The following is a 25,401-nucleotide window of genomic DNA, read 5'->3' on the forward strand; positions in this document are numbered from 1 at the left end:
GGCCACGCGGGGCCGCAATGCCGCCTACTCTGTCAGCGATTGACGTCGACCACAACCCTGCCGCGCAGCTGTCCGGCGAGCAACTTCGGCGCCGCGTCGATGGCTTCGCTCAGGGCGATTTCATGGCTGATCAAAGGCAACAGGGCGAAGTCCAGGTCCTTGGCCAGACGCGCCCAGGCCTCAATCCGCCGCGCCTTCGGCTGCGTCACGCTGTTGATCCCGGCCAGGGTCACGCCGCGCAGAATGAACGGCGCCACCGACGCCGGGAAATCCATGCCCTGAGCCAGACCGCAAGCCGCTACCGTGCCCTCGGCGCGGGTGCTGGCACAAGCATTGGCCAAGGTGTGACTACCGACCGAATCGATCACCCCGGCCCAGCGTTCCTTGGCCAAAGGCTTGCCTGGCGCCGAAAGGGTCGCGCGGTCGATGATCTCGCAGGCACCCAATTGCTTCAGGTACTCATGCTCGGAGACCCGGCCGGTGGACGCCACCACGCGGAACCCGAGCTTGCTGAGCAAGGCGATGGCAAAACTGCCCACCCCGCCGTTGGCGCCGGTCACCAGCACTTCGCCCTGATCCGGGGTCACGCCGTTCCGCTCCAGCGCCAGAATGCACAGCATCGCCGTGTAGCCGGCGGTACCGATGGCCATGGCTTGCGCAGCGGTAAAGGCTTCGGGCAACGGAATCAGCCAGTCGCCATTGAGCCGCGCCTTCTGCGCCAGCCCGCCCCAGTGATTCTCGCCAACCCCCCAGCCGTTGAGCAGCACCTGATCACCCACCTTGTAGTCGGGATGCGAACTGACTTCGACCGTGCCCGCCAGATCAATCCCCGGCACCATCGGGAATTTGCGCACCACTGGACTGCTGCCGGTAATCGCCAGTCCGTCCTTGAAGTTCAGCGTGCTGTACGCAACCTTCACCGTCACGTCGCCTTCGGGCAATTGCGCTTCGCTGATCTGCTGCAGGCTGGCGTGGTACCCGTTGTCGTCTTTGTCGATCAAAATGCCGTTGAACATGGCTGCCTCTCAAGCAATGGATTCAAGTTCTCGTGCCTTGAAATAACACAAAGCAACACATTGCCCCACTCGACTTTGCGCCAATTCGCAAATCTGCCAAGTAATTGCGAAGCGGGCGACTATGCTTTTTCGACGGTCGTGCTTTCGCTGCCATCCTTGCTGAAAGCGGCCCTGTCGATGGAGCTGACAATGTCTTACCTGCGCTCGTTGCTTGCCATGTTGATGCTGTGCCTGCTGACTATTGGCAATGTCTGGGCTGCGCCCGCTGCCGCGACCAAGGCGCCTGCGGCCGACTCCGCCGCGAGCGCACCGACCTGGCCGCAGGTGATCAGCAGTGGCAAGGCCAAACTGACCGTGTACCAGCCGCAACTCGATAGCTGGGATGGCTACACCCTCAATGCCCGGGCCGCCGTCGAAGCCACTGGCGCCGACGGCAAGCCCACCTACGGCATCGTCCAGTTCAGCGCGCACACGCTGGTCGACAAGGCCACGCGCTGGGTCGCGCTGGATCAGTACAAGATCATCAAGGCCGACTTCCCGGCCGACGCCAGTCAGGCCGACGTCTGGCTCAGCGCTCTGCAAAAAGATGCCGACAGCCGCAAGAAAACCATTTCCCTCGATCAACTCGAAGCCGCCGTCAGCGTGCTGTCGGCAGAACAGAAGGCTGACAACGCGCCGCTGGAAAACACCCCGCCGGCGATCATCAGCTCCGACGTCCCTGCCCTGCTCGTCTACATCGACGGCGAGGCGGCCTACCGGGCGGTTGACGGCACGGGTCTGCAGCGGGTGATCAACACCCGTCCGCTATTGCTCAAGGATGCTCAGGGCAAACATTACCTGCACGTGTTCGATGGCTGGATGGTTGCCGACAGCCTCAGTGGCGACTACACCCGTCTGGCCACCGCGCCGGCCGATCTGCAGAAGGCCAAACAAGCGGCGATCCAGAGTCGTCAGGTCGATCTGCTGACCGGCCAGAGTGATCCGAAAGACAAGGTACCCAGTCTGGCCAAGCCGCCGCAGCCGAAAATCTTTATTGCCACCACGCCCACGGAATTGATCGTCACCGACGGCGCACCGCAGTGGCAGCCTATTCAGGGCACCCGCCTGCTCTACGTGAGCAACACCACCGGGCACGTCTTCAAGGAGATTGGCGACCAGAACAGTTACGTGCTGATCTCTGGCCGCTGGTTTCGCGCGGCCGACATGAAGGGGCCATGGACGTTTACCCCGGCGGACAAACTGCCGGCAGACTTTGCCAACATTCCCGACGACAGCCCGAAAGAGAACGTCAAGGCATCGGTCGCGGGCACGCCGCAAGCTCAAGAAGCCGCGATCGCTGCGACCATCCCGCAAACCTCGGCGATCAAGAAAAGCGCAGTGAAAATGAGTGCGCCGCAGTTTGATGGCGAGCCGCAGCTCAAGGCGATCAACAACACGTCGTTGCAGTACGTGGCCAACAGTGCCACGCCGATCATTCGGGTCGACAACGACAGTTGGTTTGCGGTGGAAAACGGCATTTGGTTCACCGCCACCTCAGTCAACGGACCATGGAGCGTCGCCAGCTCCGTTCCGGCAGTGATCTATTCGATCCCGCCGAGTTCACCGATGCATTACCTCACCTACGTCAAAGTCTATGAATCCACTGGCGATACCGTGGTGGTGGGCTACACCCCGGGGTATCAGGGCTCGAACCTGGACCCGGCCACCGGCGTGGTGGTCTACGGCACCGGTTATCCGTACACGCCGTGGGTCGGCAGCGTCTGGTACGGGCCGCCCGTGACCTACGGTTTCGGCGTTGCGATTCGCTACACGCCGTGGACCGGCTGGTCCTTCGGCTTCGGTTTCGGCTGGAGCTGGGGCGGCGGCAATACCGGGGCCATGGGTTGGGGCTGGGGCGCTTATCCGTGGTGGGGCAATTACGGTTGGGGTTACGCCTGGGGACCGCGTTTGTACCCCGCGCCACTGGCCTGGGGCGGTGCCGCTTACGGTTATCGCGGAGGCGCCGTAGCCTGGGGCCCCGCAGGCTGGGCCGGGACCACCGGCAACCTCTATCGTCAGTGGGGCGACCGCGCGACCGTGAGCCGCTATGGCGCCGGGTACAACGCCTGGACCGGCAATCGCTGGGCCGGTCAGGTCGGTTCGTCCTATAACTCGCGCACCGGCATTGCAGCCGCAGGCCAGCGCGGCGCGGTACACAATGTCTACAACGGCAATTATGCGGCCGGGCGCAGCGGTGAGGTGGTCGGCCCGAACGGTGGCGCCATCGCCGGCGGCCGGGTCACCGCAGGCAATGTTCGCAATGGCACGCAGGTCACCGCCAATCGTGGCGCGGTGTACAACCCCAACACCGACAAAACCACGCAATACGGCAGTGTCAGGGGCCGAAACGGCGGCGCCGCGCGGGTGGGCGACAACGTCTACGCCGGGCATGACGGCAACGTCTACAAGAAGACCGACACCGGCTGGCAATCCATGGTCAAGGGCAGCCCGACCCGCACGGCACCGGTCAATAACAATGCCCAGTTGCAAAACCTCAATCGCGAATCCGCCGCGCGCAATTTCGGCAACCAGCGCACCAACAACTTTCACAACTCCTCGCAATTGATGAATCACTCATTTGGAGGTGGCGGCGGTGGTTTTCATCGACGCTGAACAGCTGCGTGGAAAATTCGGGCTGGCCCTGAGTCCGGTTTTGCTGTTAAAAAACCGGCTCCGCCGTCCCTGCCCCGTTTCGTCGTTCGGAGAACCGCTTCCATGAGCCCATGGCCTGACACGCGCATTCTTGACCTGCTCGGCATCGAGCTGCCGATCATCCAGGCCCCAATGGCCGGTGCCACGAACTCGTCCATGGTGATCGCCGTGTGCAATGCCGGTGGCTTGGGTTCGATGCCTGCGGCGATGCTGAGCATCGAACAGTTGCGCGAAGAGCTGAAGACCATTCGCGAACACACCCGCAAACCGTTCAACGTCAATTTCTTCTGCCACCAGCCACCGGCCGCCGACGAACAGCGCGCACAAGACTGGAAGAATCTCCTTGAGCCGTATTACCGCGAACTGGGCGCCGACTTCGACGCACCGACGCCGGTGTCCAACCGGGCGCCATTTGATGCGGCGGCGTGCGCCGTGCTGGAAGAGTTTCGTCCTGAAGTGGTGAGCTTTCACTTCGGTCTGCCGGAAAAATCCCTGCTGGATCGGGTCAAGGCTACGGGTGCGAAAATTCTCTCGTCGGCCACCACCGTCGACGAAGCCGTTTGGCTTGAGCAAAACGGCTGCGACGCGATCATCGCGATGGGCTACGAGGCAGGCGGGCATCGCGGGATGTTTCTCAGCGATGACCTGAGCAGCCAGGTCGGTACCTTTGCGCTGGTGCCGCAGATCGTCGATGCGGTGAAGATGCCGGTGATCGCTGCCGGCGCCATCGCCGATGCGCGCGGTGTGGCCGCGGCATTGATCCTCGGTGCATCGGCAGCGCAGGTCGGCACCGCCTATCTGTTCACTCCGGAAGCAAAAGTCAGCGCCGCGCATCATCAGGCGCTGCGCAGCGCCAAGGAAAGCGAAACCGCGATGACCAACCTGTTCACCGGCCGTCCGGCTCGCGGCATTCTTAATCGGGTGATGCGCGAAATCGGCCCGATGTCGTCCAAGGCGCCGGCATTCCCGCTGGCGGGGGGAGCGTTGATGCCGTTGCGTGCCAAAAGTGAAGCGCAATTCAGTAACCTTTGGGCCGGTCAGGCTTTCCCGCTGGGCGAAGAGTTGGGCAGCGCCGAACTGACCCGGCAACTGGCACAAGGCGCGCTGGCAAAACTGGGCCGCGGCTAATTCGATTCAGGGTGAGGCGTGGCATAGCCTCATCCTGTATACAACAGCACTTCCTGTTTAGCGGCATTTCGCTATATATTTCGCTATATAGCGTTTCACCCCCTCGCATCGGTGCAGTCCACCCCTAACAATAACTGCCCTCTGCACTTGCCAATAACGGAGCTGTTACATGACCATTCGTGCCTCACGTTTTGCCCCAACCTGCCTGGCCACCCTGTTTGCGGTATTCGCCTTCGGTGCCGCTCAGGCTGATGAAGTGCAAGTGGCGGTTGCCGCCAACTTCACCGCACCGATCCAGGCGATTGCTGCCGATTTCGAAAAAGACACCGGGCACAAACTGGTCGCTGCCTACGGCGCCACAGGCCAGTTCTACACCCAGATCAAGAACGGCGCACCGTTCGAAGTGTTCCTCTCGGCGGACGACACCACGCCGGAAAAACTGGAAAAAGAAGGCGACACTGTCAAGGGTTCGCGCTTCACCTACGCCATCGGCACCCTGGCCCTGTGGTCGGCGAAAGAAGGTTATGTCGACGCCAAAGGTGAAGTCCTGAAGAAGAACGAATACCAGCACCTGTCCATCGCCAACCCGAAAGCCGCGCCATACGGCCTGGCCGCCACTCAGGTGCTGGAAAAACTCAAGCTGACTGAAGCGACCAAGGCCAAGATCGTCGAAGGCCAGAACATCACTCAGGCCTACCAGTTCGTGTCTACCGGCAACGCCGAACTGGGCTTCGTCGCGCTGTCGCAGATCTACAAGGACGGCAAGGTCACCAGCGGCTCGGCGTGGATTGTTCCAGCGAGCATGCACGACCCGATCAAACAGGATGCGGTGATTCTGAACAAGGGCAAGGACAGCGCCGCCGCCAAAGCACTGGTTGAATATCTCAAAGGCCCGAAAGCCGCTGCGGTGATCAAGTCTTACGGTTACCAGCTCTAAATGTCGCTGACGAGTGCCGACTTCGCGGCGATCTGGCTGACCCTGAAACTGGCGTCCCTGACCACCGCTATCCTGCTGGTCGTCGGCACTCCGATTGCCCTGTGGTTGTCGCGCAGCCGTTCCTGGCTGCGCGGCCCCATCGGCGCAATCGTCGCCCTGCCCCTCGTGCTGCCGCCGACCGTGATCGGCTTCTATCTGTTGCTGATGATGGGCCCCAACGGCTTTCTCGGCCACTTCACGCAATGGCTGGGTCTGGGCACTCTGACCTTCAGTTTTACCGGGCTGGTGATCGGTTCGGTGATTTATTCCATGCCGTTTGTGGTGCAACCGTTGCAGAACGCGTTCTCCGCCATCGGCACCCGCCCATTGGAAGTCGCCGCGACCTTGCGCGCCAATCCCTGGGACACTTTTTTCAGCGTGATCCTGCCGTTGGCCCGCCCCGGTTTCGTGACAGCGGCGATCCTCGGGTTCGCGCATACCGTCGGTGAATTCGGCGTTGTGCTGATGATCGGCGGCAACATCCCCGACAAGACCCGCGTGGTCTCGGTGCAGATCTACGACCATGTCGAAGCGATGGAATATGCCCAGGCCCATTGGCTGGCCGGGGCGATGCTGGTGTTTTCGTTTCTGGTGTTGCTGGCGCTCTACTCCAGCCGCAAGACCCGCGCGGGCTGGAGCTGATCGATGATTGATGCACGTCTGAAAATCGCTTATTCGGGCTTCAGCCTGGACGTCGATCTGCATTTGCCGGGACGCGGCGTGACCGCGTTGTATGGTCATTCCGGGTCGGGCAAAACCACCTGTCTGCGCTGTATCGCCGGGCTTGAGCGCGCCGAGCAGGGTTTTATCAAGATCAACGACGAAGTCTGGCAGGACAGCGAACGGCGGATTTTCGTCCCGCCGCACAAACGTGCAATCGGTTATGTATTCCAGGAAGCCAGCCTGTTCCCGCATCTGTCGGTGCTGGCCAATCTGCAGTTCGGTCTCAAACGCATCGCCAAGGCTCAGCGCCGGGTCGACATGGCGCAGGCCACCGAATTGCTGGGCATCGGTCATTTGCTGGAGCGTGATCCGCAGCACCTGTCCGGCGGCGAACGTCAGCGCGTCGGCATCGCCCGCGCACTCTTGACCAGCCCGAAACTGCTGCTGATGGACGAGCCGTTGGCCGCCCTCGACAGCCAGCGCAAAAATGAAATCCTGCCGTATCTGCAACGCCTGCACGACGAGCTGGACATTCCAGTGCTTTACGTCAGTCACGCACAGGATGAAGTGGCGCGCCTGGCCGATCATCTGGTGTTGCTCAGCGATGGCAAGGCCCTGGCCAGCGGGCCGATCGGCGAAACCCTCGCCAGGCTGGACCTGCCGATGGCGATGGGCGACGACGCCGGGGTCATCATCGAAGGCCAGGTGAGCGCCTACGATGCCGAGTACCAGTTGCTCAGCCTGCAATTGCCGGCCACCGCCATGAATATCCGCGTGACTCATGCGCCGATGGCGGTCGGTCAGGCTTTGCGCTGCAAAGTGCACGCCCGCGACATCAGTCTGGCGCTGCACGACAGCGAGGCCAGCAGCATCCTCAATCGCTTGCCGGTGACCGTGGTCAGCGAACAGGCGGCGGACAATGCCGCACATGTGCTGATTCGTCTGGACGCTGGCGGCACCCCGCTGTTGGCACGGATCACGCGGTTTTCCCGGGATCAGCTCGGCATCCATCCCGGTCAGCATTTGTGGGCGCAGATCAAGGCTGTCGCAGTGCTGGCCTGAATTGGTTGGCACGACGGCCACGGCGCGCGGTCAATCGCAGTAACAGAGCGATTCGCCAAGGACACCGCCATGCCCGACACCGCATTAGCCGACGTATTACCGCCCGACCTGCATTACGTCGACGATACCCAACCCGGCCTGCGCCGCAAAAAGCTGCGCGGCAAGTTCGCCTATTTCGATCCGGCCGGGCAGCGCATTACCGACCCCGACGAAATCAAACGGATCAATTCGCTGGCAGTGCCACCGGCCTACACCGACGTGTGGATCTGCGCCGATCCGCGTGGCCATTTGCAGGCCACCGGCCGCGATGCCCGGGGCCGCAAGCAGTATCGATATCACCCGCGCTGGCGCGAGGTGCGCGATGCCGACAAGTACTCGCGCCTGCGTGAATTCGGCATGGCGCTACCGAAGTTGCGCAAACAGCTCGAAACCCTGCTGGACGCCCCCGGCTTCAGCCGTGACAAGGTCATGGCCACTGTGATCACACTGCTCGACGCCACACTGATCCGCGTCGGCAACACCCAGTACGCGCGGGACAATCGCTCCTATGGCCTGACCACGCTGCGCAGCCGGCATGTCGAGGTCAACGGGAGCGCGATTCTGTTCCAGTTTCGCGGCAAGAGCGGCATCGAACACCAGATCACCGTGAAAGATCGACGTCTGGCACGCATCATCAAGCGCTGCCTGGAAATCCCCGGACAGAATCTGTTCCAGTATCTGGATGAAAACGGCGAGCGACACACCGTCAGCTCGCACGACGTCAACACCTACCTGCAAACCCTCACCGGCGCCGACTTCACCGCCAAGGATTACCGCACCTGGGCCGGCAGCGCGCTGGCCCTTGCGGTATTGCGCGAACTGCAATGGGAGTCCGAAGCCGAGGCGAAACGGCATGTGGTGGAAATGGTGAAGAGCGTGTCCAAACAGTTAGGCAACACCCCGGCGGTGTGCCGTAAGTGCTACATCCATCCGGCCGTGGTCGAGCGCTTCCTGCTCGGTGCGCTGGCCGAACTGCCACGTCCGAGAATGCGCAAGGGCCTGCGCTCCGAGGAAGTTGCCTTGGCGATGTTTCTCGAGCAAATGATCGAGGCGTCTTGATCGCGGCGGACGGGTGATCTAGGCTAGCCACCTTCCCGCCTCCAGGACAACCGCAGAAAGTGAATAATCCAGCCTTCTGAAAACGTAATCGCGACCAGCGCTGAATTGCGCCTGTCACCGTTCACGACATTTTTCGGAGGTGCCGATGACTCACGTCTCGCGTACGCCTGCCCTCGTCTGCCTGAATCAAACCGGTTTTCAGTTCGCCAATGGCGAGACGATTTTCAACGACCTGAATCTGCAATTCGATCACACCCACACCGCGATCGTCGGGCGCAACGGCGTCGGTAAAAGCGTGCTGGCCAAACTGATTGCCGGACACTTGCAACCGACTGCCGGCAGCGTGACCTGCTCGGCTCCCTTGGCGTATGTGGCGCAAACCTTCACCGCCGAGGCGGGACAGACCGTGGCCGATGCTACCGGCACCGCTGCCGCTCTTTGCGCACTGCAACGGCTGCAGTGTGGCGAGGCGGCTGCAGAAGATTTCGACATCCTCGCAGAGCGCTGGGATCTGCCCGAACGCCTGCGCCAATGGCTGGACGATGCCGTTCTGCCGGACATCGCCCACACGGATTTGACCCAACCGCTGAGCGGCGGCCAGCAGGCACGGCTGGCGTTGATCGGAGCGTTTCAGAGTCCGGCGCGCCTGTTGGTGCTGGATGAGCCGACCAACCATCTCGACGGCCCCGGCCGCCACTGGCTGATGAAAGAACTGGAACGCTGGCGCGGCGGATTGATCGTCATCAGCCACGACCGGCAATTGCTTGAGCGCATGCAACGTATCGTCGAGCTGACGCCGCTGGGTGCCACGGTGTACGGCGGCAATTTTTCCGCTTACCAGCAGCAACGGCAGATCCAGCAGGCGGCGGCACAAACGACACTGGATCAAAGCCGAACCGAGCGCCGGCGCGAGCAGCAGCGCTTGCAAAGCGAGCATGACACCATCCAGCGGCATGCGGCCCGCTCACTGCGCAACGCCAAAACCGCTAATGTCTCGGGCTTCGAACGCGCGAGTCTGAAAGGTGCCGCGAGGCAGATCATGGGGCAGGTGCGTCATGGTCATCAGCAGCGCAAATCCGAACTCGATGCGCGGGTGCGCGATGCCTACGCCAAAGTGCTCGCGGACGATGTGGTGCTGATGAACCTGCCCGGCAGCGCAGTGCCTGCTGCACGCAGGGTCTGTACGCTGATTGATGCGCGTGTGCCATGGTTGCCGGCGCAACCGTTCAACCTCGCGCTGAGCGGGCCCGTGCGCGTCGCCGTCAATGGCCCGAATGGCTGCGGCAAATCGACGTTGCTCAGGTTGCTCGCGGGTCAACTGCATCCCGCCAGCGGCGAATGCATCACCCATGTTCCTGTGGCTTATCTGGACCAGCATCTGAAGCTGCTGGACGACGGTCTCAGTGTCATAGAGCAACTGCTCGCGCTGCACAGTCCGCTCAGTGAAAGTGCATTGCGCAGCCATTTGGCTCATCTGCAACTGGACGCGCGACGGGTCACCCGAGCGAGCGCGTCACTGAGCGGTGGCGAACGCTTGAAAGCCGCGCTGGCGGTAGCCTTGTGGGGCAAGACGCCTGCGCAATTGTTGCTGCTGGATGAGCCTGGCAATCATCTGGACCTGGCCTCGGTTCAGGCTTTCGAGCAGGCATTGCAGACGTTTCCCGGGGCAATTGTCGCGGTTTCCCACGACCCTGAGTTTCTACAGGCGTTGAAACCGACGCATCGCCTGGATTGGTATTGCGAGGGATGGCACCTGCAACCGACGAACTGACTGTCTATTTTTTGCACGATTGGCCAAGGCTTCTATAGTTGATCTGACACCCATTTGCTGTGGTGACGCCATGGAAGACATCTTTGTCGTGAAGCGCTGCAACAAGATCATCATTCACGGCCGGCGCGCCGGCGAAAGCCAGCATGAACCCGCCGAAGCCAGCAGCTGGTTTCGGATCAACGACACGCGCACCGGCGGCTTTATCGGTGATGGCTACGATCTTGAGGAAGAGGCTCGACGCGAATGCCGTCGGCTCAATGCGGCCAGTTCGCCGGTCCCGGCGCGCCAATCGGCCGGCTGATGCAATTGACAGGCGGGGTCTATACTCAAAGCAACTGACGGACCAGCGCCCCAACGGCAGAGAACTCGCAGCCTGCGGGCTTTTTGCTGCCTCTCAACGGTTTGTTTGAACGGAGGTGTTCCATGTCCGAAAAAGAGTCCATCACCACCCTTCTCACCCTGCTCGACTCCCGTCAGGCGCGCCTGGCTGCGGCCTGCAAGGAACTCGCCGACTGGGTCGATCACCAAGGCGGCCATCCGACCGCCCTGCGCATCCGTGATCGCCTGAACGACATCGAAAAAGACACGCCGCTGATCCGCAGCACTTTGTCTTCGCTAAAACCTGTCGAGCGGCCACTGCCTCGTTTCAGATGATTGCGCAGTGATAAACGACAGTCTCCGAGCGTGCCACCTGGCCGGTGCGGCGAACGCCCGTGGCCGTTTGAGGTCATAACCTGTACACGTCACCCAGGAGACTGTTCATGGTTATCCATTTCAAAACAGACGGACATCTGGCTTGTGGTCACAAGGGCAACAACCTCGCCTCGAGCCTGGAACTCAATCGCGTCAAATGCCGCAGCTGCCGCAACACCGATGCCTACAAGGAAGCGCGCAAAACCCAGCGCAATGCCGCACGGCGCGCAGCGCGCGATACCAAGGCTGATCATGGTGCATCGAACTGGCGTTCGGAGTGGATCGAACGCCTCACCGCACTGGCCGGGCCACAGCGCCTGCCACGGGGCTTTTTCGGGCAAGCGTTTGTATAACCGTTTGATGTCGTGTGTTTAATCCATCACTCGATGTGAACTGCCCTGAATTCAAACCTCCAACCCATCCATGCCCTGGCGTTATCGTCAGGGCTTTTTGTTGAAAACACCGGTGCGAGCAGCCCCTTACGCTGGGTCAAGCTTGCAAATAGCCAACGCGCCCTCATAACCAGAACCGTATCTACAGTCACCGAGAGGCAAAAAAGATCATGACCGGACAAACTGAAACCGCGATTCTCGCCGGCGGCTGCTTCTGGGGTATGCAGGACCTGCTGCGGCGCTATCCCGGCGTGCTGAACACCCGTGTCGGTTATACCGGCGGCGAGGTGCCGAATGCCACCTACCGCAACCACGGCAACCACGCCGAAGCCATCGAAATCGTCTTCGACCCGGCCGTGATCAGCTACCGGCAGATCCTCGAGTTTTTCTTCCAGATCCACGACCCCAGCACGCCTGACCGCCAAGGCAACGACCTGGGCCCGAGCTATCGTTCGGCGATTTATTACCTCAGTGAAGAGCAACGCGACATCGCCGAGGACACTGCGGCCGATGTCGACGCTTCAGGTCTTTGGCCGGGCCGAGTGGTTACCGAAATCGAACCGGCGGGACCGTTCTGGGAAGCGGAACCGGAGCATCAGGACTATCTGGAGCGGATACCGAACGGCTACACCTGCCACTTCATCCGCCCGAACTGGAAACTGCCCAAGCGCAGCTGAAAACACACCTGCGTAATCACTCCTCGCGCGGCGCTGGCCTTAACTGAAGGCCGGCGCTTGCGCACCTCTGGAATCGATCATTTCGGCGAGCCCTCCGTAGCACAGTTCAAGCGCCCGAGGATGAACATACGTTCATCGCAAGCATGGCTCAATGCGTCTAGCCTGCGGGTTCCAACATAGTGCCTACAGGAGTACCCCACCATGTTCTCGCACGAAAGCCTCCCGCTGATTGCCATTTTCATCATCTTGCTGCTGTGCATACTCGCGGCGTTTTTACACCCGGTTCACGCTTTCTATAGCTGGATTCGGCGGCGTAGGGAAAGAGCGTCGGCGCGGACTCAGGAAAAAGTAAATTCGCGCTGAGGGTTTGCCCTGAGAAGCCCGGATGCCTCCGGGCTTTTTGTTGCCTGCCGATCAGCCCATAATTATTCAAAATGGTGAAGCGGCCGTGCTCACGTAACCACTTCGACCTGAGTAATTCCCATCACATCCGCCTGCTGGAGAATCTCTTCAGCGGTCGAGTCCGCAGTCGGCATGATCAAACTGTTCTCACCATCGCCGAAATGTAGCTCGAGCAGGTGCATTGCAGCATCCGCCACCGAAAGCTCAGATTGATTCAGCTCAAGCTGATGCGTGCGGGGCGCGTCGTTGAACAAATATTGGATCGTGTAGTTGCGCATAAATGACCTCTGAGTGAAGGGACGACACATTATCCCGACTTACCGGTCAGCTTTTAGTTCAAGGAAAACTGCGGACATGTGATGTGCCTGGCAGGCTTCGACTAAGCCTCTCGAGAGTTCACCCATTGCCACGCCACGACTGGCTGATTCGCAAAACCTTCGTGCTCTATTGACACCCTGCCAATTGGTTGATGGCTAAAGAGCGGCCATAGCTGGCAACCTCTGATTTTTAATGATCAATCGAAAAGGCTATGCCCACTGAAGTCATCACCGCCATGGCAATGGCACGCTCAAACTTCGGGTATCTCAGTGAAGCCCGAGATGAAACTCAGCTTTTGGCGCTGAAGAGCAGTTCGACCAGCTTCAACCAGGCCCTGAAGGTAGCTGGCATGATCACTCGCGAAGAATTGACGTGTCTTACAGAAGAACTGGAGTCGGTGTGTCTGAGCTGGCACAGCCTGCGTCGATAGCCCTCAGCGCAGTAAGACGTTTTCACCCGCCCCTCTTGGGCGCGTGGTCGAATCGCGGGCACAAAAAAACCCGGAGCTGAGCCGGGTTTTAAGTTGTGTGTGGTTCGCATTAATGATGCTCACACTCTGATGCGCCATCCACCTTCCCGAGATGATCATTCGAAACAGTAAATCGCGAAGCGGGCTCAACAATCGCGGAGCAGAAATGATAAGGGCCTGCATGAGTAATCTCATACAAGCCCTTGATATTCATGGTGCCCGAAGCCGGAATCGAACCGGCACGCCCTTACGAGCGGGGGATTTTAAGTCCATTATTTTTTCCCTATAAATCATAACCTTATAGTGATTATTTTTCCGCATCACACAAATTCTCTGTTCGTTTTAGGGTAGTGAAACCAGGACCTCAAAACAAATTGCGGAAAGAATTCGGGCCGCCGGAAGCCCGTATTTCAAGCAAAGGCAGTCGGATGTAGGTCTGTAGAAATGGCCTTGAAGCTAGTACCGGTTACAGCTCTACACTGAATCCGCTGAGGCCCACGCCTTCGGCAAAACGTTCCACGGCGGTCAAGCTGGCCCAGGTGCGCATTGACTCCCGTCGCGAGCGCACCGGCACCCAGCGTGCGCCGCTGCCGCCCAGGCGAATCGACAGGCCCCAGTCGGGGCTGCCGTTGATCCTGGCCACCAGGCATTCGCGCACCGCGTGTTGTTCGACCAGGGCGCGCAACACGTCTTCGTGAATACCTTCGCCGATCACTGTTCGTGCTCCTGACGCCGCGCCGTGGCCGCTGCCTCGAAAGTCTTATACAAACCTTCGATACTGGCCGCATTCAGCACCTTGACCGTCTCCAGGCCCAGCACAAAATCTTCGGCACGATCACTGGCTCGAAACAGGTCGTCAGCCGTGTGCGCCAGTTCAATTTGGTGCAGCAGTTTCAGGGTTTGCACCTCAACTGCGTTCGGCAGTTTCAGTGCCGCCAATGCATCAGTCATGCGTACTCCCACGTCCAGAGATCAACCAGATATCGAGGGAATGGTAGACCAGCCCTGGGGGGACCGGCTTCCACGGCCACAAAAAAAGGCCCCCACACCTGAGCCAGGTGTGGGGGCCGATTGAACATAGGCTGGAATTATGTCTACCTATCGATAAAGGTCGCTATGTCGCTATAAAGCTCTAGCTACCAGTCTGCATTGGGATCTGCTAATCGGCTACGAATATACGCAATAGATCCCGATAGTCTTAACGTGGTGCGGATGATAAAACCTTGAAAGAGAAGGTTCAGCCACCGCACCCGTCATCACTACTTCAAACCCAAAGAAAGTTGTTCTTTGTAATTCGCCCCAAACACACGCTCAAAATTACGCTTGAACTCAACCACGCCATTTGAAAGCTCCATGATCGTAATGAGCTTAGTGATGTGTTTTTCTAAGTGAGGAATACCAATGTCGCCAGACAAGAATTGGTGATGTTTTTTTGAACGATTCCCCGAGTCATTTTTTGGGTTTTTTTGCCGCAACTCTTTGAGCACACCGGCGGGCAAATGCTCATAGACGTACTCGTTTGTGAACTTCCCTAGATACTGAGGGTGAGTCATTTTCAGAGGATCATATTCCCAATCATAGAGACGATATAGCTCCTGATAGTATTTCCGTGGAAAGCGTGCCTGCCACTTCAACAAATCTTCAGATATGTAGGCTTTGAGAATTGTTTGCAGCGCGTTACTTTCGCGCTCATATTGATAACCGGTTGCCTCATCGATAAGAGCGGTTATGCCAACCTTAGCGAGAGCACGAATCAAAATGTGCGCTTGGAGAACAATTTTCTCCTGGCTCTCGAGTAGAGCATTCTCATCGTTTGCTGTGAGATACAACTCGCATATCAGAGGAATCAATTCGGCATTGTGCCCCGAAACTACTTTTCCCGTTGGGGAGTAATAGTGTACGACAGCTGATTTTTCTTTAAGCTCATCAGAGATAAATGGAAGGAGGTTTTTAGCGCCGATCACAGAGGGCAAACCATCAATGCGTTTCTCTCCCTTCCTCGGGCGATCAAAAGCATCAAAGAGCGCGGTCTGCGTGATTATCCGCATACCATTGCTTAAAATCGCACATGAGATTGTTTTATCGCCGATTACCAGCTCACCACGGTGCGTGCACTCAAAAACTTCCATACTGATTCCTCCCGGTCACTGATTTCGTTTGAGAATAGTGACCTCGACGGTCACCATTGTCAACTGAAAAGTGTGACCAGCCAAGCTGGCACATATCAACCGAGATCAAAAATGAGCCGGTAGGGGGTGAACGCCTGCTGAGGATACGAAAATGCCAGTCAGTTGTTTTTGCAGAATCAGTCGCAGGTCCCTAACACTCGCGTAATCGCATGATCGCATTTGTGAGTGCTTGGGCATTTGTATCCAACGTTTCCATAGCTGCGATCGCGTTATCCCCAACAGTCTCTGCGCCATTCTCTGAAAACCATTTTGCAAATTCATCTATTGCAGCACCGATGGCATGCTGGTTTTGCAGTAACAATGTCAGCGCATCAGCAGTGGCGATATTAGAGGCAGAGTTATCCGGCATGCGATCCATCCTAGACGTGAGGGGTATGCAAAGCCTAGCTCATACGGTCGCAGCGGTAGAGCGGTCCATCGACTCTCTCAGCAGCAGCTTTTTACGCACCAGAATAGTGCACCAGTCCCATCTCAGTCCCACGTGGCCTTTTTTCAGACTCCAAAAACCACAAACCCCCGACTTTCTCTAGGAAAATCAGAGGTTTGCGTTTACTGAATGTGGCGGTGAAGGAGAGATTCGAACTCCAGAATATCTGCGAGCATAAATATTCAACACGATAACTTCCCACTGGCAGCTTTCGGCCAAAAGCAGTCGTTCCGAGCGACCTTTTCGACCCAGAAGCGACACTCACTGTCCCAAACGCATAGCCACGAAGAAGCCCCTTTTGGCCAGACACAGGTAGCCAATACCTAGTTTTAACCGGCCATAGATGTCTGTGTGCCTACAGACCGCGATTGTCACCAGCGGTCATCGGCGTGTAATTGGTTTACTAACCGCTTGTAAGAGACTGAAGTCCGATGCGGTTCGAAAGCTAATGCCTGCGAGTCCACTTGATGCGTTCTCCGGTTGTGCCTGCAATGTTGCTCCGGAGAGCGGACATTCGAGGCGCTGATTTGAAGGTGCCGCGACCTTGTCAGGATGTCGAACGGTGCATCCAGCACCGAGTAATGAATACGCTGCTGGCTCCCTGCCCTACATAAAACATCTACTGCGCCCAAGAAAGGCGGCGTCCAACTCGCCTGATTCGATCTACGATTGAGTGCTCGAAGCAGGCTGATAGATGTGAGTAAGCTTGTGAATATGCTGGTGGTTCGCGTAGTACTCGTGCAGGTTGTGCGCCTCTACTGACCGGTGATGGAAGCCACGCTCTCCCCACATTAGCCATACCAGCGCCTTGCCGAACTGCGTCAAGTAGCTATCAAGAAGGTCACGACGCAGATAGCTAAAAAAGCCACTGGCCTGCGAGCCATACTCACCGACTTCTCGGTACAGGGACGCCACGCCTGCAGCATCGTGCAGGTCCCATTTGTTGGCGCAGTACCTGAGACTCAAAGCCTGACAGAGCTGTTTAGCGGGCAGGCATGCACCGCTGTTCTGGTTCACCACGCTGTGGTAGCTCTCCCAGTTGTACTTCTGCACTGGGATGTCGACCGCGATGCCATTGTTTGACCACCTATCAGCGGACACCATGTATTCGACGCGGTCACCCTCTTGCTCGTCAGTGACAGGCAGTCCCGGAATCGAAGAGAAAGGCATCTCACCCGCATAGGTGTAGTAGTAGCTTGGCTCGCTCGGAATGGCGTCATTGCCGGGGTACTCGAGGCCAGTGAACAACGTGCACAGGCGGTCGACTTCTCCGCTGTCCACGAGTACACCTCGGAGAAAGGTGAAGACCTGTCTGTCATCAGCGGGGGCGTTCTGTTCGAGGAACCCGTCAAGTACGACCCATGGCCCCGTCATGCCATCAATCTCCGCTAATTCGAGGATGCCACGGTAGTCTGGTTGCGGACCTCTCACTATCCAGTCGCCAGCATCCGTAGGCTGACTGCCGAACAAGTCTGGAAGCGGCAGGTCAATGCTCGCGGCCTCAAGCGGGAACGTCGGGTCGATGTCCACATCTGAGGGACGAGCGCTGCGTTCTTCGGCAAGGAGGCCCCGCGCGTACCGCACCCCCCACATCTCGAAGTAAGCAATCCAGCCGTACTTCTTCCCGTATCTGTCGACCTTGTTCTTGTCATTTCCCATACGAGGACCGGAGTCCATTTGCCGATCAACAGCTTCGAATTTCTCGGGGTCATAGCCAAGCACCAGCATTCGCGAAACGATTGCCGGTAGTACCCGTTGGTACTCTGGATTGCGGTCGTCGTAGTTCGACCGACCTGGAATCAGTCTCCCCATCGTGTAGTTGCCAAAGTCCATTCTAATCGCCGCGCGCTTCGCACGTTCGATCACCGCCGGGTCATAATGTGGCATGTTCTCGAACGGACTGGGTAGATGGTCAAACGGTGGAACGAGATGAGCTGCCTCGTCCTCAGACAAGCAAGCCGGATCAACCGTCCTCGCGATGGTAATGGTTCCCAGGCAGTACTGCTGATATAGAGCATGCCAGGTGGGATGCGTCGCGCCAGGCGCGAACATCGCTTGATAGATCTCACGAGCAATTCTCGGCAGTGCCTCACGCATCTCCACAGCATTAGTATCCCACCAATTGGTCAGCACCGTACCGTAGGCCGCGGCGAACATCCGCTCGGGGACATATGGATCTGAAATGGCGATTGCCTCCACTGCCAGCCGGAAAAACTCCCCGGGCCGCTTGGCGGCGAATTCGTATAGGGTCTTGGTGGCCACGTCTCTCAGGCTTCTGGACGTCGACGTTAGCGTCCACATCACCCAGCGCGCCCGCCGAATCTCTCGTTCGTCTAGGCTACCCGACTTCCATTTAGTCGACAGGAATTTGAAATCGTCTTCAACATCTTTAGACCGCTCGCGAACCCACTCCGACCAGAAAAGATCGCGCTGCGTATTGGACATGGCCAAGAGCACGCCGTGCAAGAAGTCCATGTCAAACGGATGCGCTCGCGCTGCCCTGGTGCTCCAAAGTCTTTTGAAGGCCATCCGTGCGAACTGCTTCGACTCCTGCATTGCGCGCGCGAACCGTTCCACCGTTTCCCGCCCGATTTGCCTTGGGTCTGATTGCGCTGTCAACAACAGAGCGTTCATGACAAGGTTCTCGTCCGACAATTCTTGCCAAAGCTGGCGCCTGCCAAGGCGTTGGGGATACAGGCCAACCAGAGCCTGGAACACGTCATAGGCGAAGGTATGCGATCCAGCCTCACGGAATTGGAATTGAGTGCGTCCTTCATCGCTTTGCAGCCACTGCACCAAGGACGGCCTGGCGAGGAGGTACCGTGCCATCATATGCCCGGCCATCAGATCGTATGAGAACGCGATTCCTTGGCCACCGTCTTCAGAAGTCGTTCGAACGAGGATGCCTTCGGACTCCAGCGCGCGAATAACGCTGGCGTCCCAACGGCCCACGTCTCGAACAGCCGTTCGTGCAGCTTGGAACTCCACGCTTCTCGCGTTACCCCTCCAGAGGAGACCCGCGATCGTCAGCAGCGCATCTTGCACTTCCTCCTGATAGATGCGATGCGCCGCCGGTGAAAGCTCAGCAACTCGTTCGGCGACCTTATTGAAGTGCACTTCAAACAGGCTTGCAAGCGAACTGGGTAACGCCTCCACGCCGACAATGTGCTGGCGTCGAGGGTTTGCCACCTCGCAGAAGATTCTCAGCGTCAAAGGATGCTGCAAGAACTCAATTGGCAGATCCGCGTCGGTGGCGTCGATCTTGTAGTACATAAAGTACTTATCGATAGCCGTCTGCGGATCTTCCTGGAACCCGTTGTGCTCAACTTTAGGAAACTCCTCTGGCAGACACATCTGCGTGAACTCATTGCGCAGAGTGACAACCAGCAGTACGTAGGGAAAGTCCCTAAGAAGCTCATCCGCCCTGCAGAGTTCATCCCTCCAACTTCTCGGGTCTTCCGCTTCATTTAGACCGTCAATGACAATAGGGATACGCTTGCCCGCGCGCTGACCCGCCGCATCTACTGCCTCAACCAGTCGGTCGAAGCTCTCCGCCGGCCTTCCAGAAATCTTGAAGGCAGACACTAGATCGTCAAGTCCCTGGCCTGCATGGAGATTCTTGCCCAGCAGCAAAACACCACCGGGGAATTCTCCGTCCGCCTGCGTCACCTTGACGGCAAGCTCGGACTTTCCTTCGCCGGCAGCCGCAAGCACGGCGACGGCTCGAGCGCCGATCGACCGATCCAGACTGCGCAGTGCCGACGAAACTGCGTGGATGTCCGCAACCAGATTCGCGGCTAAAGGAGCTCCGTCTGAACGCGCCCCACGCAGCTTCGAGAGCAGCCTGTCATAGCGCACCGGCTGCGAAGGATTCGACGCCAGTATTTGTTGTAAAGCGTCGAAGTCGCCCTTGCCAAGCGCCTCGTGCAGGCTATCAAGCAGGTCAGCCAGTCCAGTGGCTCGAGCCAAGAGCGATTCGACTTCAGCCTTTATTTCATCTTTGACTTTCCCTGTCAGCGAAGCAATGTCCGTACAATTCCTCTTGAGAGCACTTGAGAGCTTCTTCAGTGATTCCCACGCGCTCTGGCCGCCCAGACGCCTGAGTACCTTCTCCTCTGCTCCAACGACAACATGAACTTCTGGCTGATATCGGCGCTTGAACGGAGCCGCAGCGAGCCTGTACTGCTCAGCAAGTAGCGCAGGCGTCAGAACGAGCTCGCCGAAGTAGGTTTCTCGAAGTAGCGCTCCCGGCCCAACCAAGAGGTCGTCAATATCGGTTGCCGTCAACAGCTCCAACTTCAACTCGGGGAAGCGGTCTTTCTCAAGCGCGAAGAACCACTCTTGGTCTCCCTTTGTCAGGGTGTGGTATGTCCAAAGCTTCCAATCGGTCACGCCTTGGACATGCTTTCGCGTCTTCTCCATGCCCTCGATGATATTGTTGCGGCGCGTGGCTCCCAAGTCTTGTCCGTTCGCCAGCTGATACCATTTGCATTGCCAACCAATCCACCGTGGCGGCGCTCCGAGATCACAAGACTCCGTCAGTTGGAGGTGGAACTCCACGCCAGGCTGGTTTGCGAGTTGCTTGAAGCGACCGAAGCGACTGTAGTGTCGGCGCACCAGAGAGCGGCAAAGCTTCTCGAAGTTTTCATCCGCTGCTCCGGGTAGCTCGCTGAATACATCCCAATTTGCTTCAGGCATCAGTATTTTCCCTGTCAACTAACGTCGGCGGAATCGGACGGGTAGTCGTGAGCCGAGAAAACTTCGACCTTTGCCCCAGCCTCGATAAAGATCTTCACGAACGCGGACACCTCAGCCTCGTCAGTCGTGACAGTGATTCGATCGCCCTCTCGCGTGAGATAATGCTCAGATGCCAGCTGGCCGAGATCAGTTGGCCCCAAGGTGTTGAGGTTCAGGCTGCGCAGCAACGAGAGCATGTCATCTGAAAATCTCTGATCCTCTGGCTCACCAAAAGTGATGGAGTGGCTGTCATCTTTCGAGGCCTGAGCGCTGAGACTGTCAATGTCCTTCTCGACCTTCTCTGCGTCTTGCACTCGCTTGAACCTCCCAATGAGAACCAAGTTCATCGAATGCTCAGACCCGTATCCGTTCCAAATCTTCATGATTGCGTCTCGCGTTTAATCTCGAAGGTATTTCTCAGTCGCTGAAGCGCCGACAGAACGCCGGCGTCTCCAATCTTCGCACCGGCAGGTGAGTAAGAACTAGCGCGAAGCATGCCGGACGCGTCTATGTGCGCATAGGCCTGAAGGCCACGCTCATCGGGCAGAGGGTCGCACGTAGGCAGTCCTGACGCACCCGCCTCACTGACCGCAAGGCGAACCCTGCCTCCGTAGCTGGAAACCCAGTCCTGAAGTGCTCGGCAGACCAACCCATCCATGCTTGCGACTGCGGTGGTTGCTTGCTGAGGTAGCAACAGCAATTCGCTAGCTCCAACCTTTTGCGCGAGCTCGCTTATCGCGTCAAGTTCTGCAACCGTTCGCTCGTTGACCACGACGTTGATCCCAAAGGGCGACAAGGTCGCAATCGAATCCATACCTCGGAGCAGGCTGGCAAACTGCTTCCCGCGCTGTTCTTCATAGGTGCGACCTACCCCGTCAACGCTAATGCGTGCGAAGTGGATCGAGCCCTTGAGGCGCTCGACCAGCTGTGGCGTCAGGCGATGACCATGAGTCGTGAATGTGACCGCGAGCTGAGTTTCTCCCGCAATCCGTTTGCATATGTCGACGAAGTCAGGATGCAGCGTGGGTTCGCCGCCGCCAAATCCGATGCCGAGGCACCCCTCAGTATCCAGTTCCTTCAACCAGCTGAGCACCTGGTCAGTATGCAGCGACGCCTTGTGCTTCGGCGCGTAGCAGTACGCGCAGTGAAGGTCGCAAACATTTGTTAGAGCAATGGATACCTGGCGGGGGGACGTTGACCAAATCGCCTCTTTCGGGCGCAACTCGTCTAGCAGCACATTCAGACCTGAAAGGCGATCGAAAAGATGCACCCCGTTTGGGCCGATTCTTGACTTCATAAGACTTTGTCACCGTAAGCGGTTCTACGTTAAATGACATTCTAGCGCGTCGATTTTCTCGAGACAGCCTACCAGTGAGTCAGCGCCTACGGCCCGTGTTCTGCCAATCGAGGACGCAGCCCTCATGATCACCAAGAACTCGTCCGAGACGACCTCTACCGCGCGATCGAATGCAGCGACCGATTCGGACCCGGGGCGGTGCGAAATCGCTACTTCCGCTTTCTCAATAGCCGCGACCGTTGCGTCGTTAAGGCTGTGTGGCTGCATTTGGCCGGAAGCAGTCGTTCCCGGATGTCCGCTTCTGGCCGAAAACGGTAGCTTGGTACGGCAGGTTTCGGCTAGAAGCGAACTCGACAGTTAGCCGCTGATGTCTCTACGCTGATCGATCTGGTGAAAGCACACCACTAAAAGGAGCAGTCATGTTGGTAGTTGCCATTGATCGAGATAGCGTTCATGCGGGAGATGATCTGGAAAGTCATGCAATATCGGTCACACTCGATCAATCAGCAACACTGCGCACCTTGATCGAAGTGATACAAGATATGGGCTACCTACCTCGTATCAGTGGAGGCAAGGCCACTTGGGTTGTTTATTCATCTGGCAAACCATTAGGTGTTTTAGCCCAGCAATGGCCAGAACCTAAATGGGTCGTGCGCCCCGAGAGAATCGTGGATCAATTTTTCGGAAATATCGAGCCTCGCCTACTTTTCAGATATTGGTGTCAGGCAGATCCAGATGAGGTCTTTTCGGATGCCCAGGCCGGAAATGAACTGCCATCACGATTTTAGGATGGGCAGGAGGCATTGCTTTAGATCAATGCGGTTCAGATTACTGCTGTGCGTCGATAGCTGCCTCCCGTGAACGACCTCTTTTGCCCGTTGCGGCCGTTCTGAGGAACATTGCAGGCAATCAAAGCGGAACACTGCGGCTCATAACTCATTGAAATTAGTCGAATTATTAAAGGTCTTGAAAACCGTCGACTGTAACAGGTCCATGAGTTCGAATCCCATCGCCTCCGCCATCTTATGTACGACAAAGCCCTGATTATTCAGGGCTTTGTCGTTTCTGGGGATCGAGCTTTTTTACTCCTTGATGTCCATATCGTTTCCGCATCTTTTCAGTCATTTCCGCAACCCTACCCCTTCGAAACAAGTGCGTCCCCCTAAAATTTAGTTAATTCGACTTCGATACTCACGGGGGTGTGTCTGTCTTCATAGGCAGCTTTCGGCCAAAGCGGAAATTCGTACTCAACTGGCGCGAGAATCAAAACGTTTGTCCGAGACAAGTTCGACGTCATCAAGGAGCCATAAACCTATACCGCGTGACGCTATACCCTTGACTATCTACACTGCCTCAGACACCAAAACCTTTGGCTCGACCGGGGCTACACGCATGAACCTTCAACATCGCAACAACGTAAAACTATTGGGCGATGGTCCTTCAACGTTGATCTTTTCCCATGGTTTCGGCTGCGATCAGACCATGTGGCGTTATCTTGCCGAAGGTTTCGCCGATCGATTTACAGTCCTTCTGTACGACCTCGTCGGCGCCGGTGAGTCGGATCTTGAAGCCTATGATCGGGAAAAGTACAACTCACTGGCCGGGTACGCACGTGACCTCAATGAAATCATCGACTATTACACTCGCGGGCCCGTGATCGTCGTAGGCCACTCTGTCAGCAGCATGATCGGTGCGTTGGCTGACCGCCAGGCGCCCGGAAGCATTTCTGCCCATATAATGATCGGTCCCTCACCCTGCTACATCGACACCGACGACTATGTCGGTGGTTTCAAGCTGGAGGACATTTACTCACTGCTCGACACACTCGACAGCAACTACCTTGGCTGGTCTAGCACCATGGCTCCAGTGATCATGGGCACACCTGGGCAACCGGCACTGAGCGAAGATCTGACCAATAGCTTTTGCCGCACCGAGCCCGATATCGCCAAGCAATTTGCGCGAGTGACGTTCATGTCCGACAACCGCCAAGACATCATCGGGCTGGCTACACCCACGCTGATCCTGCAATCCACAGACGACCTGATCGCTCCCGTCGCCGTTGGTGAATACCTACAGTCTGTGATGACCTCTAGCACGCTCTGCCTGGTGGCTAACGTCGGCCATTGCCCCCACATGAGTTCGCCCAGTGCATGCTCTGAGGCCATGGAAAACTTTTTGTTACCCTGGATGGGCGAATATGTCGACTGACCAGCCATTGCTGCCAGATGCTCACGCGCTGTTTGATGAAGCCCCATGCGGATTGGTGGTAACGAAGGAAGACGGCACGATTCTTCGCAGCAATAAGACGTTCAGCCATTCAATCGGCTTGGACGCCCAGGAGATCATCGGGCGGCGTTTTCAGGACCTACTGACGATGGGCGGACGCATTTTCCACCAAACTCATTGGTCGCCGCTGATGCAGATGCAAGGCTCCGTCGCTGAGGTAAAGCTCGACCTGGTCCACCATGACAAACACATTGTGACCATGTTGCTTAATGGCGTCCGACGCAAGCACGCCAGCGGTGCGTTTTATGAGTTAGCGCTGTTTCGCACCAAAGATCGCGATAAGTATGAGCGTGAGCTGCTCAACGCACGAAAAATCGCCGAAGACCTGCTGCGCGAAAAAACCGCCGCCGAAACAGCTCTCAGACTGGCTCAGGAGGAGCTAAAAAACGCCTACGAAAAGGCCCAGGTTCGCGCCGCGTTTGCCGAACAAATGGTCGCCATCGTCAGCCACGATCTGAAAAACCCGCTGACGGCTATCAAAATGGCCTCTGGCATCCTTGCCCGAGAGGAACGTCCCACTCGAGATAACAAGATGCTCGGCCACATCAGCCTGTCGGCAGACCGTGCTGAACGCATGATTGGCGACCTGCTAGACTTGGCATTAGCCAGAGTTGGGCAAGGCATTACTATCGGCCCTTCGACCGTGGATTTACATGCCTTCGTTGGCGCCAGCGTCGATGAATTGCGTATGACGTTCCCCCAAGCCAAGTTGGTGCATCGGACTGTGGGGACCGGCAGTGCTTTTCTGGATGCAGACCGCGTGCAGCAAATCATTGGTAATCTGGTGGCTAACAGCGTGGTGTATGGTGATTTACAACAGCCGATCACGATCACTTCACGCATCGAGCAGGATAACGCCATTGTATCGGTACAAAACCTGGGGCCAGCCATTCCCAAGTCGTTGATGGGCGTTTTGTTTGAGCCCATGATTCGGGGAGAAATGACCGGCACCGACTCGCGAAGTGTGGGGCTTGGACTCTTTATCGTTCGAGAGATCGTCAGGGCGCATAACGGTGTCGTATCGGTGAATTCAACACGAGAGAGTGGCACCACCTTCACCGCGAAATTTCCGATGGTTTGATACACCGCATCCGCCTCAATTTCTCTTG

General features: G+C 57.7%; 24 protein-coding genes. 15 read left to right on the forward strand and 9 right to left on the reverse strand.

The window, feature by feature from the left end:
* Positions 1-32: 32 nt before the first annotated feature.
* A complete protein-coding gene (locus tag ACIOUG_RS01050; protein ID WP_401061818.1) occupies positions 33-1,016 on the reverse strand; it encodes an MDR family oxidoreductase in 984 nt (327 codons plus the stop codon).
* 189 nt (positions 1,017-1,205) lie between these two features.
* Here ACIOUG_RS01050 and ACIOUG_RS01055 point away from each other — a divergent pair, with 189 nt between their 5' ends.
* The 11 genes from ACIOUG_RS01055 to msrA all read left to right on the forward strand — a co-directional run bounded on the left by ACIOUG_RS01055 (position 1,206) and on the right by msrA (position 12,167).
* A complete protein-coding gene (locus tag ACIOUG_RS01055) occupies positions 1,206-3,668 on the forward strand; it encodes an autotransporter (protein WP_401061820.1) in 2,463 nt (820 codons plus the stop codon).
* Between the two features lie 102 nt (positions 3,669-3,770).
* The gene (locus tag ACIOUG_RS01060) at positions 3,771-4,835 is read left to right on the forward strand and encodes an NAD(P)H-dependent flavin oxidoreductase (protein WP_401061822.1); all 1,065 of its coding nucleotides are present in this window, start codon (positions 3,771-3,773) and stop codon (positions 4,833-4,835) included.
* A gap of 169 nt (positions 4,836-5,004) precedes the next feature.
* Positions 5,005-5,772 (forward strand): molybdate ABC transporter substrate-binding protein, encoded by a 768-nt coding sequence (gene modA, locus ACIOUG_RS01065; RefSeq protein WP_401061823.1) that lies wholly within the window; start codon positions 5,005-5,007, stop codon positions 5,770-5,772.
* Positions 5,773-6,453, forward strand: a complete 681-nt coding sequence (gene modB / locus ACIOUG_RS01070) for a molybdate ABC transporter permease subunit (RefSeq protein ID WP_329698192.1) — start codon at positions 5,773-5,775, stop codon at positions 6,451-6,453.
* Between the two features lie 3 nt (positions 6,454-6,456).
* Complete coding sequence (gene modC / locus ACIOUG_RS01075; RefSeq protein WP_401061826.1) at positions 6,457-7,536, forward strand: molybdenum ABC transporter ATP-binding protein; 1,080 nt, start codon at positions 6,457-6,459, stop codon at positions 7,534-7,536.
* Between the two features lie 69 nt (positions 7,537-7,605).
* Positions 7,606-8,634: a DNA topoisomerase IB gene (locus tag ACIOUG_RS01080; protein ID WP_401061827.1), complete on the forward strand. Its 1,029-nt coding sequence runs from the start codon at positions 7,606-7,608 to the stop codon at positions 8,632-8,634.
* A gap of 145 nt (positions 8,635-8,779) precedes the next feature.
* Positions 8,780-10,405: an ATP-binding cassette domain-containing protein gene (locus ACIOUG_RS01085; RefSeq protein ID WP_401061829.1), complete on the forward strand. Its 1,626-nt coding sequence runs from the start codon at positions 8,780-8,782 to the stop codon at positions 10,403-10,405.
* 70 nt (positions 10,406-10,475) lie between these two features.
* On the forward strand, positions 10,476-10,706 hold the full coding sequence (locus ACIOUG_RS01090) for a hypothetical protein (protein ID WP_401061831.1): 231 nt from the start codon (positions 10,476-10,478) through the stop codon (positions 10,704-10,706).
* A 122-nt stretch (positions 10,707-10,828) separates the two neighbouring features.
* Positions 10,829-11,059: a hypothetical protein gene (locus ACIOUG_RS01095; protein ID WP_401061833.1), complete on the forward strand. Its 231-nt coding sequence runs from the start codon at positions 10,829-10,831 to the stop codon at positions 11,057-11,059.
* Positions 11,060-11,166: 107 nt separating this feature from the next.
* Positions 11,167-11,451 (forward strand): hypothetical protein, encoded by a 285-nt coding sequence (locus tag ACIOUG_RS01100; protein WP_401061834.1) that lies wholly within the window; start codon positions 11,167-11,169, stop codon positions 11,449-11,451.
* A 209-nt stretch (positions 11,452-11,660) separates the two neighbouring features.
* A complete protein-coding gene (gene msrA / locus ACIOUG_RS01105; protein WP_401061836.1) occupies positions 11,661-12,167 on the forward strand; it encodes a peptide-methionine (S)-S-oxide reductase MsrA in 507 nt (168 codons plus the stop codon).
* Positions 12,168-12,619: 452 nt separating this feature from the next.
* Here the strand turns inward: msrA and ACIOUG_RS01110 are convergent, their stop codons facing one another.
* Positions 12,620-12,847 (reverse strand): hypothetical protein, encoded by a 228-nt coding sequence (locus ACIOUG_RS01110; RefSeq protein WP_401061838.1) that lies wholly within the window; start codon positions 12,845-12,847, stop codon positions 12,620-12,622.
* A 251-nt stretch (positions 12,848-13,098) separates the two neighbouring features.
* Here ACIOUG_RS01110 and ACIOUG_RS01115 point away from each other — a divergent pair, with 251 nt between their 5' ends.
* Positions 13,099-13,317, forward strand: coding sequence for a hypothetical protein (locus ACIOUG_RS01115; RefSeq protein ID WP_401061840.1), 219 nt, complete (start codon positions 13,099-13,101; stop codon positions 13,315-13,317).
* Between the two features lie 505 nt (positions 13,318-13,822).
* Here ACIOUG_RS01115 and ACIOUG_RS01120 read toward each other — a convergent pair.
* From ACIOUG_RS01120 to ACIOUG_RS01150, 7 genes are all read right to left on the reverse strand, one after another.
* On the reverse strand, positions 13,823-14,071 hold the full coding sequence (locus ACIOUG_RS01120; RefSeq protein ID WP_401061842.1) for a hypothetical protein: 249 nt from the start codon (positions 14,069-14,071) through the stop codon (positions 13,823-13,825).
* The gene (locus ACIOUG_RS01125) at positions 14,068-14,307 is read right to left on the reverse strand and encodes a hypothetical protein (protein ID WP_401061843.1); all 240 of its coding nucleotides are present in this window, start codon (positions 14,305-14,307) and stop codon (positions 14,068-14,070) included. Before ACIOUG_RS01125 ends, ACIOUG_RS01120 begins: the two co-directional genes overlap by 4 nt.
* 308 nt (positions 14,308-14,615) lie before the next feature.
* On the reverse strand, positions 14,616-15,485 hold the full coding sequence (locus tag ACIOUG_RS01130) for a P63C domain-containing protein (RefSeq protein WP_401061845.1): 870 nt from the start codon (positions 15,483-15,485) through the stop codon (positions 14,616-14,618).
* 190 nt (positions 15,486-15,675) lie between these two features.
* On the reverse strand, positions 15,676-15,894 hold the full coding sequence (locus ACIOUG_RS01135; RefSeq protein WP_401061847.1) for a hypothetical protein: 219 nt from the start codon (positions 15,892-15,894) through the stop codon (positions 15,676-15,678).
* A gap of 741 nt (positions 15,895-16,635) precedes the next feature.
* Positions 16,636-20,670 (reverse strand): hypothetical protein, encoded by a 4,035-nt coding sequence (locus ACIOUG_RS01140; protein WP_401061849.1) that lies wholly within the window; start codon positions 20,668-20,670, stop codon positions 16,636-16,638.
* Positions 20,671-20,684: 14 nt separating this feature from the next.
* Positions 20,685-21,092: a DUF6375 family protein gene (locus ACIOUG_RS01145; protein WP_274659014.1), complete on the reverse strand. Its 408-nt coding sequence runs from the start codon at positions 21,090-21,092 to the stop codon at positions 20,685-20,687.
* Positions 21,089-22,006: a radical SAM protein gene (locus ACIOUG_RS01150; protein WP_401061851.1), complete on the reverse strand. Its 918-nt coding sequence runs from the start codon at positions 22,004-22,006 to the stop codon at positions 21,089-21,091. Before ACIOUG_RS01150 ends, ACIOUG_RS01145 begins: the two co-directional genes overlap by 4 nt.
* A gap of 419 nt (positions 22,007-22,425) precedes the next feature.
* Between ACIOUG_RS01150 and ACIOUG_RS01155 the strand changes: the two genes are divergently transcribed.
* From ACIOUG_RS01155 to ACIOUG_RS01165, 3 genes are all read left to right on the forward strand, one after another.
* The gene (locus ACIOUG_RS01155) at positions 22,426-22,794 is read left to right on the forward strand and encodes a hypothetical protein (protein WP_401061853.1); all 369 of its coding nucleotides are present in this window, start codon (positions 22,426-22,428) and stop codon (positions 22,792-22,794) included.
* 604 nt (positions 22,795-23,398) lie between these two features.
* Positions 23,399-24,214 carry an alpha/beta fold hydrolase gene (locus ACIOUG_RS01160; RefSeq protein ID WP_401061855.1) on the forward strand — a complete coding sequence of 272 codons (816 nt, stop codon included), beginning with the start codon at positions 23,399-23,401 and terminating at the stop codon, positions 24,212-24,214.
* Positions 24,204-25,373, forward strand: a complete 1,170-nt coding sequence (locus ACIOUG_RS01165) for an ATP-binding protein (RefSeq protein ID WP_401061857.1) — start codon at positions 24,204-24,206, stop codon at positions 25,371-25,373. The genes ACIOUG_RS01160 and ACIOUG_RS01165 overlap by 11 nt, the downstream gene beginning before the upstream one ends.
* Positions 25,374-25,401 lie beyond the last annotated feature (28 nt).

Source organism: Pseudomonas sp. NPDC087803 (genome assembly GCF_044742995.1).
Classification (GTDB): domain Bacteria; phylum Pseudomonadota; class Gammaproteobacteria; order Pseudomonadales; family Pseudomonadaceae; genus Aquipseudomonas.

Bases quoted from the DNA above. Each gene is read 5' to 3' on its own strand.
- ACIOUG_RS01155 (WP_401061853.1), top strand. From the start codon at position 22,426: ATGTTGGTAGTTGCCATTGATCGAGATAGCGTTCATGCGGGAGATGAT.
- ACIOUG_RS01115 (WP_401061840.1), top strand. From the start codon at position 13,099: ATGCCCACTGAAGTCATCACCGCCATGGCAATGGCACGCTCAAACTTC.
- ACIOUG_RS01090 (WP_401061831.1), top strand. From the start codon at position 10,476: ATGGAAGACATCTTTGTCGTGAAGCGCTGCAACAAGATCATCATTCAC.
- ACIOUG_RS01145 (WP_274659014.1), bottom strand. From the start codon at position 21,092: ATGAAGATTTGGAACGGATACGGGTCTGAGCATTCGATGAACTTGGTT.
- ACIOUG_RS01085 (WP_401061829.1), top strand. From the start codon at position 8,780: ATGACTCACGTCTCGCGTACGCCTGCCCTCGTCTGCCTGAATCAAACC.
- modC (WP_401061826.1), top strand. From the start codon at position 6,457: ATGATTGATGCACGTCTGAAAATCGCTTATTCGGGCTTCAGCCTGGAC.
- ACIOUG_RS01125 (WP_401061843.1), bottom strand. From the start codon at position 14,307: ATGACTGATGCATTGGCGGCACTGAAACTGCCGAACGCAGTTGAGGTG.
- ACIOUG_RS01130 (WP_401061845.1), bottom strand. From the start codon at position 15,485: ATGGAAGTTTTTGAGTGCACGCACCGTGGTGAGCTGGTAATCGGCGAT.
- ACIOUG_RS01080 (WP_401061827.1), top strand. From the start codon at position 7,606: ATGCCCGACACCGCATTAGCCGACGTATTACCGCCCGACCTGCATTAC.
- ACIOUG_RS01110 (WP_401061838.1), bottom strand. From the start codon at position 12,847: ATGCGCAACTACACGATCCAATATTTGTTCAACGACGCGCCCCGCACG.
- ACIOUG_RS01135 (WP_401061847.1), bottom strand. From the start codon at position 15,894: ATGCCGGATAACTCTGCCTCTAATATCGCCACTGCTGATGCGCTGACA.
- ACIOUG_RS01095 (WP_401061833.1), top strand. From the start codon at position 10,829: ATGTCCGAAAAAGAGTCCATCACCACCCTTCTCACCCTGCTCGACTCC.
- ACIOUG_RS01140 (WP_401061849.1), bottom strand. From the start codon at position 20,670: ATGCCTGAAGCAAATTGGGATGTATTCAGCGAGCTACCCGGAGCAGCG.
- ACIOUG_RS01055 (WP_401061820.1), top strand. From the start codon at position 1,206: ATGTCTTACCTGCGCTCGTTGCTTGCCATGTTGATGCTGTGCCTGCTG.
- modA (WP_401061823.1), top strand. From the start codon at position 5,005: ATGACCATTCGTGCCTCACGTTTTGCCCCAACCTGCCTGGCCACCCTG.
- ACIOUG_RS01165 (WP_401061857.1), top strand. From the start codon at position 24,204: ATGTCGACTGACCAGCCATTGCTGCCAGATGCTCACGCGCTGTTTGAT.
- ACIOUG_RS01100 (WP_401061834.1), top strand. From the start codon at position 11,167: ATGGTTATCCATTTCAAAACAGACGGACATCTGGCTTGTGGTCACAAG.
- ACIOUG_RS01150 (WP_401061851.1), bottom strand. From the start codon at position 22,006: ATGAAGTCAAGAATCGGCCCAAACGGGGTGCATCTTTTCGATCGCCTT.
- ACIOUG_RS01060 (WP_401061822.1), top strand. From the start codon at position 3,771: ATGAGCCCATGGCCTGACACGCGCATTCTTGACCTGCTCGGCATCGAG.
- msrA (WP_401061836.1), top strand. From the start codon at position 11,661: ATGACCGGACAAACTGAAACCGCGATTCTCGCCGGCGGCTGCTTCTGG.
- modB (WP_329698192.1), top strand. From the start codon at position 5,773: ATGTCGCTGACGAGTGCCGACTTCGCGGCGATCTGGCTGACCCTGAAA.
- ACIOUG_RS01160 (WP_401061855.1), top strand. From the start codon at position 23,399: ATGAACCTTCAACATCGCAACAACGTAAAACTATTGGGCGATGGTCCT.
- ACIOUG_RS01050 (WP_401061818.1), bottom strand. From the start codon at position 1,016: ATGTTCAACGGCATTTTGATCGACAAAGACGACAACGGGTACCACGCC.